At 44.6% G+C, this 8,403-nt stretch carries 6 protein-coding genes; all 6 read right to left on the bottom strand.

The window, feature by feature from the left end:
- Nucleotides 1-244: 244 nt before the first annotated feature.
- Nucleotides 245-517, bottom strand: coding sequence for a sporulation YhaL family protein (locus ABHN01_RS02590; protein ID WP_290401849.1), 273 nt, complete (start codon nucleotides 515-517; stop codon nucleotides 245-247).
- Between the two features lie 82 nt (nucleotides 518-599).
- Nucleotides 600-1,910 carry an MDR family MFS transporter gene (locus ABHN01_RS02585; RefSeq protein WP_290401850.1) on the bottom strand — a complete coding sequence of 437 codons (1,311 nt, stop codon included), beginning with the start codon at nucleotides 1,908-1,910 and terminating at the stop codon, nucleotides 600-602.
- 378 nt (nucleotides 1,911-2,288) lie between these two features.
- Nucleotides 2,289-3,248 (bottom strand): 3'-5' exoribonuclease YhaM, encoded by a 960-nt coding sequence (yhaM, locus tag ABHN01_RS02580; protein WP_429874256.1) that lies wholly within the window; start codon nucleotides 3,246-3,248, stop codon nucleotides 2,289-2,291.
- A gap of 30 nt (nucleotides 3,249-3,278) precedes the next feature.
- Entirely contained in the window at nucleotides 3,279-4,631 is a 1,353-nt protein-coding gene (locus ABHN01_RS02575) for a sensor histidine kinase (protein WP_290401852.1), read from the bottom strand.
- Nucleotides 4,628-5,299, bottom strand: a complete 672-nt coding sequence (locus ABHN01_RS02570; RefSeq protein ID WP_429874255.1) for a response regulator transcription factor — start codon at nucleotides 5,297-5,299, stop codon at nucleotides 4,628-4,630. Before ABHN01_RS02570 ends, ABHN01_RS02575 begins: the two co-directional genes overlap by 4 nt.
- Nucleotides 5,300-5,376: 77 nt before the next feature.
- Entirely contained in the window at nucleotides 5,377-8,394 is a 3,018-nt protein-coding gene (locus ABHN01_RS02565; protein ID WP_429874254.1) for an AAA family ATPase, read from the bottom strand.
- Between the last annotated feature and the right edge of the window lie 9 nt (nucleotides 8,395-8,403).

Here is an 8,403-nt window from a genome sequence, read left to right as displayed (position 1 = left end):
TTTTCTTCTTCGGCATTCGATTGTCCCCTTAATCTTTGACTAGTTTTAGTGTATTTCTTTTTATATTTCATGTCCAAATGATTAAGGGGGCTAAAAAGAAACCGTGAGTAAATCGTGTCGAACCGCGAATAAACGCATCAAACCGGTGAGTAAACCCTGCAAAACCGTGAGTAACCGCTCCCAAACAGCGAAAAAACCGGCCTCTTCTGGGCTTTATCAAAACCCCGAACGGCCGGTTTCTCTTTTAGTGATTTATTGGTTTACTTCTTCGCTCTCGCTCCTCAGCAATTCGTTTCATGAATACTTCCCCTTCTTGTTCGATCACTTTGAGGTCGAGTACCTTCTGTTCGGCACCGAGATTGTAGCTCCGATATCCGCTGAAGATGATGCCGGCGACTACAAAGTACACCCAAAACGGTGTCAGTTCAAAAAAATATTGAAGAGGAGCGATAAATTCTTTTAACACAAAAGCAGCAACAAGTAAGACCCCAAGACCCAGAGCTACATATCCTTTCATTCCTATTCCTCCTAAGACAAGCTTCGTATTCCCATCTTATGATGCAAGGAAGGAAGTTATGTCACCCTCTTTGTTTTTTTTCTTAACCAGCCGCGTTGGGTGCAACAGCTTTTTGTTTTTTAGCACTCTGTTGTTTTTTGTCCAGCAGGTTGAACATGATGTGATATAATCCTGCCCCAACTACCGTCAACACGAAAAGCAGGAAGAACGTCCATCGAAATCCAATCCACATGGTTAGCGGTATGGTTAATGGAGCAAGGCTTCTGCCAATGGAATATCGAAGGCCAGCTGCAGCAAAATATTGCCCTCGCATATGTTCTGGAGCAAGCTTCGAGATAAAACTCTCCTGAATGCCGACCACCATCAACTCAGCGACCGTAAAGATGGTGATGGACAGGAACAGCAGCCAAAGCACGGTGGTGTTGCCGAACATCAGCATACTCACACCATATAAAAGTGTGGAGATCACAAAGACATTTCCTTCTCTGTACTTGTTCATCCATTTCGACATAAACACGGTTAACAGCGCGACCAATAAACCGTTGGTGGATACGATGTAACCGAACGCTTTCTCTCCTGAAAGAGAAAATGACCAGTCACCGAGATGCAGCAGCGTCTGTACCGGCACTTTTTCTGTCGTATACACCGCGATAAGTAAATCAAGCTGCATAAAGGTCTGTGCGACAAGCACGCCGGCGAGAATAAACAGCAGGAACAGTTTATCCTTGGCGATAACCCGGTAATCTCTCAACTGATTCCACACGACCTCATTCCATTTTCTCTGCCCGCCGTTCTTATCCTCAACCAATGGTTTCTTTTCAGGAACCGTTTCCCTGATAAACTTTTGCAGCACGATCGTCAGGATGATACCAACAATCGTACAGGCCAGCAGCAATTCAAACCGGTAATCGAAAAAGAAGATGCTTCCTAATGCAGGTCCAAACACAACAGATATGTTTATGCTCGTATAGAAAACGGCAAACACTTCACTTCTGTTCTTCTCAGGCACAACGTCAGCGATCATGGCATGGCTTGCCGGCCAATATAGGGAGCCGAACAATCCTAACGCTGTAAACGCCATGAAAGTAAGTGCCGGTGAATCCAGCCAAGGTGAATTAGCTAGAGCGAACACAGCAAAGGAAACGGCCTGCCCGGCTCCTGCAACCACCATCATTTTCTTTCGCCCAAAAGTGTCCGCACAGTATCCGCCGACCAGGTTAGTGACGACACCCACTAATTGGGAAGCTACGAGCAGCATGCCGGCTTGCTCTTTTCCGAGTTCATCGGAAAAGTATATCGCCATGTACGGGAAAAACATCCAAAACAATAGATTAATTACGAACTCGCCCAAAAGCCGGACTTTAATGTTTCTGTCCCAATCTTTCCACTTCATCCCTATCACTCTCTTTTCATATGTTTCAATCAAATTGCGATCAACAGATCTCCTGAGCGGATAACCATGGAAAAGCAGAATTGGGCATAAAAAAGCCTATAGCTGCGCATTCCACGTCAACTACAGGCTTCCATACGTGCTGAAGGCTATAGTATGACAAATGGTCCATTGCTCAAGAGAAAAGGTCATAACTAAATAAATCACACTGGTACGCTCTAAACTTAAGGAAAAAATCGCCTTCCTTTAGCCATCAGGTACAGATTTTGATTTAGTTAGTTATTTAGCAGACACCTTTTCTTGAACAATGGGTTTCATTTGTCATAGCCTCCATCTCATTTATCTCTCTCTAAATTTACCATATTCAAATTGTTACGACAATTACTTTTTTGCTAATTCTTTTTCAAATAGTGGTTTATAAAGGCTTCGATTGTCCAGCGGGAAGATCTTTTCCGTGAATTCCCCAGGTTCTATCTTGCCGAGCGCCCTATCCATCATATTGATTTTGGCATCAAAATTATCGATCATATGCAGGATTTCTGCCTCACGGATCATTGGAGCCTTAGGGCTTCCCCATTCCGGTTTACTGTGATGGCTTAGGACAAGATGCTGGAGAACGGTGACTTCCTCCCCTTCAATTTCCAGTTCTTTTGCAATAATTCCAATCTCATTTACCATGATGGAAATATGGCCAAGAAGCTTTCCTTCCAATGTATAGTTGGCCGCCACCGGTCCGGACAGCTCGATGACTTTGCCCAAGTCATGAAGGATGATGCCGGAATAAAGAAGATCGGTATTCAGTGATGGATAAAGGGAGGCTATTCCCTTGGCCAGATCCAGCATAGACACAACATGATACGCAAGTCCAGAAACAAATTCATGATGATTCTTTACGGCTGCGGGAAACTTAAAGAAATCATCCTGATATTTCTTTAAGAGGTTCCTTGTGATTCGCTGAAAATTCGGGTTCTGCATCTCAAAAATGTACTGGGTGATTTTCTCCATCATTACATCCTCTGCGAGGGGAGCTGTTTCTACAAAATCACCAATTTTCACGCCGTCCATTTCTGTTGCGGGCCGGATATGTTTGAGTTTCAGCTGCAGCTTCCCTCTATAGCTGCTCATATCACCAGTAACTTTGATCAACGCCTGAGGAACGTATTGATGCTCATCCTCCGGTGAGCAGTCCCATAGCTTGGCATCGATATCTCCTGTCTGGTCTTGAAGTATCAGATTTAAAAACGGCTTTCCGTTGCTTGCAGTAGATTTGGTCGATGATTTGATCATCAAGTAGGAATCTACCACTTCTCCTACTTTGTAGTGAGCAAGACCTTTTTTCATTATGTCACCTCATAGTTTTTATCGTTTTCCTTACGTTTGACGGTCTTTCGGAAGGATTACCTCAAAAAGAATGCCCTCCTCTATATTCGTTACTTTTGGCGTTCCGCCATGCAGCTCCGCAATCCGGTTCACAATCGCCAGGCCCAGCCCGAACTGCCCTTTATTGCCTTTTCGGAACGGCAGGAAAAGGTTCTCCCTGTCCCTGTCAGAAAGCTGCTCCCCATCATTCCATACGCCAAGGGAGATATTGTTTCCTTCTTCTTTTGCGGATAATATGATTTTGGACTTTGCGTATCTCATCGCGTTTTGAATGAAGTTCTCAAAAACGATGGTGATCTGCTCACGGTCGCCCCAGAATAAAACTTCATCACCCATGATGGAAAATTCGATATCATCCCGCTGAAAACGGAAACGGCTGATGATTTCCTCTGCCAGCACACCAAAATAGATCATTTCCCACTGCAGGGTCTGTTGTTTCAGTGTATCAAGCTTTGTAAAATACAGCATGTTCTTTACCCGATTCTCCATCCGGTCAGCTTCACTTAAAATGACATCCATCATGTCTTCGATGTTATTTTTCGGCATGATGCCGTCCTTGACCGACTGGGCATAGCTTTTAATCGTCATAACCGGAGTTTTCAGTTCATGGGAAGCATGCTGAATAAATGTCTTTTGAGCGGTGTCATACCGTATCAGGTTCTGGCGCATGGATTCAAACTGCTGCGAAAGCCTTTGAAATTCGTCATCTTCATGCCAGATAAACGGTTCTTTCCAGTTTCGCTTAGCGATCTGTTCAAAACGCTTCCCCAAAATCGTCAACGGAGCCCTAAGGTAGCGTGCCATCCAAAGAGCAGGAATGACCGCTATCATTCCGGTAAAGAATAAAATCCAAAGCAGCCGTGTCCATAGCCGGTCCACCATCTGATCACGGTACGTATCCCACATATAGGAAATTAAATAAAAGTTCCCCTGAGAATTTGTTTCCAGCCTTTTCACGATGTAGAACAGTGTAGCATCGCCATACGTCAGTTCGTATTTCTTTTGATTGGCTCTTTGCTTGTAGGCATGTGAACTCATCTCTGCAAGCACATGATCAGGAATAAAATCCCCTTTTGTACCAAGATAGTCGTTCTTGATGACGACATGGCCGACAGAGCGGCCTAATTTTCTGCGCTCTATAAAATCGATCGATGTATCAGGCTGAGGAATCTCTTTATCCTGATCCATCAGTTGATCTTGTTCTATTTTAATAATTTTGTAGGTTTCATCAGTCATCGTCTTTTTAATAGAAAGCGGAAAGATAATTGCGAGAATAAGCCCTATGAGAAGGATTAAAAGGGCAAACGATATCCAGATTCTCTGTGTCAGATTCAAACGGATCATGAAGTAACAATCCTGTATCCGTTGCCGTAGACCGTTTCAAGATTCAGGCGCGGCATCTTCTTTCTTACCCGCCGTATTACATCATCAACCGCACGTTCTGAGCCGAAATAATCCGAGCCCCAAACATGAGACAGGATCTCTTCTCTCGCTTTTGAAGTGCCAAGGTTTTCAATCAAATACAGCAGAACGTCCATTTCTTTGGATGTCAGGTTAATGAGCTCTTCATCAAAGGTGATTTTTCTTGCAACAGGATCAATAATATAGCCAGTGATCTCTATTTTCTTAGGTGCCATCGCTCCGCTTTCATACACCCGAATGAGAAGTTTTTTAGCTCTGATCACCAGTTCCCTCGGCATGAACGGCTTGGCAAGATAATCATCACTGCCTAATTCCAGACCGACTATTCGATCAAGATCCTGATCACGGGCCGAAATAAAAATAACCGGAGTATCCGCATGCTGTTTGATTTTCCTTAATACTTCATACCCGTCAATTCCTGGAAGCATGATGTCAAGAATCCATAGATGAGGGGTATCTTCTACGTTTTTTGAAGCCTCTTCGCCATTGTCAAAAACGGTAATGTTCCAACCTTCTTGTTCCATATACGCTTTTAAAACCTGTGAGAGATTCTCTTCATCTTCCACAAGGTAAACCTGATAATCACTCATTGATCGTTCCCCTCCTATTCGCAGGTTCAGCTCTAAAAGCACTTCTGCTACTCTTTTTATATCATAAACTCTTCACTTTATAAAAAAGCACCCTCTCCCGAACCGACAGACTGGAAATCCTTTAACTGAATGACAGGCACGGATGGCCTGTCCCCAATAAGAGCTTCGTGGCAAGTGAAAAAGATGACCTGATGAGTTTTCCCGATCTCCATGAGCAGGTCCAGTGTCTGTTTCGTACGCATCGGGTCAAAGTTAACCGTTACATCATCCATAATCAGCGGCATGCTATCTCTTTGATGCAGCGACGCCAGGGCAAGCCGTACACATAAATATAGCTGTTCAGCTGTGCCTCGGCTTAATTCACCGGGATGAAAACGAACACCATCATTCCGCTCAATGACCAAGCCTTCCTTTTCTCCCGCCAGCAACACTTTCGCGTATTTTCCATCGGTAATTCTGGAGAAATACATGCTTGCCTTCTGAATAATGGCTGGCAGCCGCTCTGTATGAAACTGTTCTTTCGTTTGTTTCAGCAAATCTGCAGCCGTCTTGTAAATCGTCCATTTTCTTGCGTGCTCTTGCAAATCATCCTTTAACGTTTCATAACGCTGAACGCATTCAGAGTAGCTTCCCTCTTCCTCCAGCTGACCAAGACGAAGGGAAAGGTCCGCACTTTTGTCCTTGAGGCTTTCCAATTCCTGTTCCGTTTCTTTAAGGGTTGCTTCGGTTGCTGCAATCTCCTTTTCCAGATTAAAAGATTTGTCGAGCAGCCTGTCAGATAGAATGGAAATTTCCTCATCTTTGTATCCATAAGCCTGCAGCTGCATCTCCGTCTGTAACAGTTGTTCCTGTGTTTTTTTTCTTAATATTGCTTCTTCGCCCTTTTTCCTGTACATTTCTTCATCATCCGCACAGGCTAGCTGAAAAAGACGCGCCTTTTCTGCACTGTAGCTTAACTGCTTGGTCAGCAGTTCCTGCTCATTTTCAAGTGCTGCCTCTTTTGCATCAAGAAGCGCTTCAAGCTTTCGCTGCTTCTCCTTTTCCTGCTGAAGCAGCATCTTGGCTTGTCCTATTTTTTCCGGATAAGAGGCACATGCAGAAAGACCGAGTTGTTCCGAAAGAAGGTTGACCTCTTCTGAAATAAAGGAACAATTTTGCTGAACCTGAGAAAGTTTTTCCTCCAATTGGCCTTTTTCCATCCAAAGTTCCTTTAGTTTTTCAATCATTTCAAAATAACCGGGAAGCAGCAGGTGCTGCCAAGAACCGTTAAAACCATTTTCCCTGCACCATTCCTGAATACCGGCTTCAATGTTATATTCCTCCAGCTCGAGTTTGTCATAATCCGCTGCGTTCTGCTGATAGGATTGCTCCAGAAGCTTCGTTTCTTCCTGAAGCCTGTCATAATCCTTAAGCTTTGCCTGCTCCTCCAGCCATTGTGTCTGTAAACGGTCAAGTTCCTCAAAACTGGAGATGCCTGAAAGCTGCTCCTCCAGCCTTTGATGCTGTGACAAGAGATCGGGAAGACGTTCCTTCACTGTCTGAGCCGTTCTGGTCAGCATCCAGAATAGAAAACCAGCGCCTATCGCCACAATGGAAAGGAGTGCCCCTGCCATCTCCCCTTTACTCACAAGATAAAGGATAATGGCGGAAATGAAGACCAAAAGAGCGCCGCCGCTAATCCAGGTTTTCTTTCGCGGATTCGACCGTGTTTGGGAGTCACCTTCCGCATTTTTCATTCGAATCTGAATCTGCTCTTTTTCAAGAAGAAGCCTTCGAAAGGTCTTATCATGGTCAGCGCGTCCTTTTAGTTCAAGAAACTTCGCCTCATCCAGCAATTTGCCTTTCGCCAGCGTCGCCCGTTCCTCTGCCGCTTCCAGCCGGCTTCGGGAGGCTGACAGCTCCTGATCCAGCCATTCCCTCTTCTGCTGCAGCAACGCCTGTTTTTTTATTAAAAGGACAAGCTCGTTTTTGGCCGCAAGTCCGTTGTTTAATTTAGAAATGTTTAATTCATCCGCATCATAGTCTGTTTCACGGATCAGGCGGTGAATTTCTTTGCTGAGCAGCTCACCCTTTTGAATCAAGCCGGCCTTTTCGGTTAGGTAGCCCTCAAGATCATGAATCTTCTGTCCGGCAGTTTCAATCCGGGTCTCTTCTTCCAGAACACTTTCATTGATTGCCAGATTTGCAAGCTGTTTTTCAATTTCTGTGGTCTTATTCCTGCAGACGGATAGGTCACCTTCAAGATCAACCAGCTTTTCCTGCCAATAATCAAGCCGCTGCAGTCCGTTTTCAGGAAAGTCTTCCTTTGGGAGATGGTCAAGGGCCAGCTTCGTTTCTTTCCACTTCTGCAGTGAAGGAAGCACTGAATTCCACTTTTGGAATTCATACCAGCGTTCCTGATGAAGCATCTTTTTCTTTTCCGCTCCATTAATGGCGTTCTTCACTTCTTTTAACTCAATAGCGGCAGGCTGAAATTCTGCAATATTCCTTTTCCATTTCAACAGATCTTCTTCTTCTCTTTGAAGTTCCTGAAGCATTTCATTTATGACAGGTTTTCTTCCTCCAGGTTTAAAAAGGGCTGCCTGCTGTTTTTCCAGCATCGCTTCAAGCTCCTGAAGCTCCTTGCTTCCCGTCATGCCTGCGCCGAGTAAATAGTTTCCAAGCCGATCCCTGCTGATTTTCTCAATCTCTTGAAGGCCGTCAATATCGAAGCAATAGATTCCTTGAAAAAGAGAACGGTCCAGTCCTTTTAGCAAGCTCTGCAGAATATTCTCATCTGCTTGTCCACCGTTCCCCAAATAGACCGTAACATCACCTGCCGCTTTTCCTGCTACCCGCTCGATGGTCACCTCTCCGTGCGATTCTGTCCACAGGGTAATTGATCCGCCCATGCGGTTTCCATCCCTTGGCTCATATCTTCTTTCATTCGTAAGCTTGGATGGAAACCCAAAAAGCATACACCGAATAAAACTCATCAAGGTTGATTTGCCCGCCTCGTTTTCTCCAAAAATAAAGCCCGCTCCCTGGGACAAGTCATACAGTTTGAGGTTTTGAAACTTGCCAAAATGATAGATATGCAGTTTCTTAATCCACATCTCTCCATA

Source organism: Fictibacillus sp. NRS-1165 (assembly GCF_050468105.1).
GTDB classification, from domain to species: Bacteria; Bacillota; Bacilli; order Bacillales; family Fictibacillaceae; genus Fictibacillus_C; species Fictibacillus_C terrinigri.
Note: the sequence above shows the minus strand (reverse complement) of the source record. Positions and strands in the feature narration are given on the sequence as shown.